3 protein-coding genes and 1 pseudogene are annotated in these 2,887 nt (G+C 66.9%); 3 read left to right on the top strand and 1 reads right to left on the bottom strand.

All coding sequences use genetic code 11. The features are described 5' to 3' along the window. Nucleotides 1-97: pseudogene (locus ENN83_RS07245) on the bottom strand (IS5/IS1182 family transposase); the annotation flags it as partial. A gap of 194 nt (nucleotides 98-291) precedes the next feature. Here ENN83_RS07245 and ENN83_RS07240 point away from each other — a divergent pair. From ENN83_RS07240 to ENN83_RS07230, 3 genes are all read left to right on the top strand, one after another. Further along, a complete protein-coding gene (locus tag ENN83_RS07240) occupies nucleotides 292-918 on the top strand; it encodes a TetR/AcrR family transcriptional regulator (RefSeq protein ID WP_287185587.1) in 627 nt (208 codons plus the stop codon). 2 nt (nucleotides 919-920) lie between these two features. After that, nucleotides 921-1,973, top strand: coding sequence for an HlyD family secretion protein (locus tag ENN83_RS07235; protein ID WP_287185585.1), 1,053 nt, complete (start codon nucleotides 921-923; stop codon nucleotides 1,971-1,973). Further along, nucleotides 1,970-2,887: ATP-binding cassette domain-containing protein (locus ENN83_RS07230; protein ID WP_287185583.1), on the top strand; the 918-nt coding region annotated here is incomplete at its 3' end. The genes ENN83_RS07235 and ENN83_RS07230, both read left to right, overlap by 4 nt.

Raw genomic sequence — 2,887 nt, 5'->3', positions numbered from 1 at the left:
TGTCCAGCCAGATCAGCAGTGACCCGCGCTTTCTGAGGGCAGCGTTGTAGTCAGACCAGTTCGTCGTGCGGTAGCGGGCGGGCTTGCGCTTGCTCATGCCGCCCGTCTAACCGCATGGATTCGTAATGTGAATCCCGTAAGACGGGAGTTCTGCAACAACGCCCATGAAAACTCTCGTATCACGATAGTAATTGATTACTACATAAGATCAGGCCATAATGCGGACGACCACGCGAAGATACTCCTCGTGTTCACTTGCGGAACCGATATCCGACGGACGGAGGCCTCGACGTGACTCGGACAAGAGCGAAGAAGATCCCGGCGGAAGAGCGCCGGAACGTTACCGTGGAAGCGGTGATCGACCTTGCGGCCACGGCCAATCCGGAGGCCATCACGACTGCGGCGATCGCCAAGCACATGAATCTGACGCAGGGGGCGATCTTCCGCCACTTCCCCAACAAGGACGCCATCTGGGAAGCGGTGATGGGCTGGGTGGCAAAGACCCTCATGGCCCGGATCGACAGCGCCGCCGGGGACAGCGCGTCGCCGCTCGAACGGATGGAGGCGATGTTTCTTGCCCATATCGGTTTCGTGGCCGATCATCCGGGTGCCCCGCGAATGCTGTTCGGCGAGCTTCAGGGCGCGCGGCGCACTCCGGCCAAACGCCTTGCAAGAGGCCTGATGACGCAATATGCAGCACGGCTGCACCGGCTGATAGACGCTGGCAAGGCCAGCGGCGAGTTGCGCGGCGACCTCGACGCCGAAGCCGCCGCCACGCTGTTCATCGGCACGATCCAGGGGCTCGCCATGCAATCCCTGATCGCGGGCGACCTGGAACGGATACGCACCGACGCACCCCGGGTGTTCGCCATCTACAGGAGCGGCATCAAGGCCGCTTCCCCCACTGACGGAGGCTGACAATGTCGCGCGTGGCGTCCATCGCTCTCGTTCTGGCCGTACTCGCCGCGTTCCTGGGCTACGCGGTCTGGACGATATTCCTCGCGCCGAGCGATCTGCCGCCCGAGGGTTTCGCGCGGGGCAATGGCCGGGTGGAGGCCGATCTCGTGGATGTCTCGACGCGTCTGGCGGGCCGTGTGGCCACGATCGCAGTGCAGGAGGGCGATCTCGTCGTTGCGGGAGAGGCTCTTGCCGTCATGGACACCGCCGAGCTCGAGGCGCAGAAGACGCGCGCCGAGGCCGCCGTCGCCAGTGCCGATGCCGCCGTGGCCGTTGCCGTGGCCGGCGTGGCCAGGGCCGAGGCCACTCTCGCGCTGGCGCGCCGCGAACTCGACCGGGCGGAGGCGCTGATGGGGCGCGATGTCATCTCGCAAGCGAACCTGGACATCCGCCGCACCGAGGTGCAGGTGGCCGAGGCCACCCTCGCCGCTGCCAGGGCCGAGGCACGCGCGAAAGAACGCGCGGTCGACGCCGAGGCGGCAAGCCTGCACGAGATCGAAGCGCGGATTGCCGACAGCACGCTGCATGCTCCAGGGGTGGGCCGCGTCCTCTATCGTCTGGCCCAGCCCGGCGAAGTTCTGGCAAGCGGCGGCAAGGTGCTGACGCTGGTCAGCCTCGACAATGTCTACATGGAATTCTTCCTGTCGGCGGGTGCGGCGGCACGGGTGCGGCTGGGCGACGAGGCGCGGATCGTGGTCGATGTCATGCCCGCCTTCGCCATTCCCGCCACCGTCAGCTTCGTCGCCCCGCAGGCGCAATTCACGCCCAAGCAGGTCGAAACCATCGACGAGCGCGAAAGCCTGATGTTCCGTATCCGTGTCCGCATCCCGCAGGGCCTCGTCGAGGCCCATCTCGCCCAGGTCAAGACGGGGGTGCGCGGAGTCGGTTGGGTCCGGTTGGTCGGACCCGACGGCAGCGTGCCCGACTGGCCCGAAGGGCTGACGCCGCCCCTGGCCGTGGCGCTGCCCGCGCCGATGACAGATGTCGGCGGAAACGGCGCCGGGACAGGGCAATGATCGACCGGGCAGACTGCGCCCCGGCCGCCTCTCTCGCGGCGGTGAACCATCGCTACGGTAAGGTCATCGCGCTCGACGAGGTGACACTGGGCATTCCAGCGGGCCGCATGGTGGGCCTGATCGGGCCGGACGGCGTCGGGAAATCGACGCTCATGGGGCTCGTTGCCGGCGCAAAGCGGTTGCAGAGGGGCCGGATCGAGACGCTGGGCGGCGACATGTCCGACGCCCGGTTCCGCTCCGCGGTGGGGCGGCGCATCGCCTTCATGCCACAAGGGCTGGGCAGGAACCTCTATCACGACCTCAGCGTCCGAGAGAACCTGGAGTTCTTCGGCAAGCTCTTCGGCCAGGGCCGGGCCGAACGGACCGCGCGGATCGACCGCCTGACCCGTGCGACCGGCCTTGCACCGTTTCTCGACCGCCCGGCGGGAAAACTCTCCGGCGGCATGAAGCAGAAGCTCGGCCTCTGCGCGGCACTGATCCACGATCCTGACTTCCTGCTGCTCGACGAACCGACGACCGGTGTCGATCCCCTCTCGCGCCGACAGTTCTGGGACCTGATCGGCGCGATCCGTCGGGATCGGCCGACGATGACCGTTCTGGTCTCGACGGCCTACATGGAAGAAGCCGAAGGCTTCGAGCATCTGATCGCCATGAACGACGGCCGGGTGCTGGCCGAGGCGAGCCCCCGCGATTTGATGACGCAAACCGGAACTGCCACGGTCGGCGCCGCCTATGTCGCGCTTCTGGGCGGCGATGCGACCGACCAGCAGGCAACTCCGCCAGTCGCGGCACGCACCATCATTCCCACCGATGAGCCGCCCGCGATCAGGGCTCGCGGTCTGACCAGGCGCTTCGACGGCTTCACTGCTGTCGACGCTGTCAGCTTCGAGATCGGGCGCGGCGAGATCTTCGGC

The organism is Rhodovulum sp. (assembly GCF_011048875.1).
Lineage (GTDB): Bacteria > Pseudomonadota > Alphaproteobacteria > Rhodobacterales > Rhodobacteraceae > Rhodovulum > Rhodovulum tesquicola.
The sequence above is the reverse complement of the archived record's forward strand: the minus strand, read 5'-3'. Positions and strand labels throughout refer to the sequence as shown.

What these genes read in the sequence shown, in the direction of transcription:
- ENN83_RS07235 (WP_287185585.1), top strand. Translation starts at nt 921, where the DNA reads ATGTCGCGCGTGGCGTCCATCGCTCTCGTTCTGGCCGTACTCGCCGCG.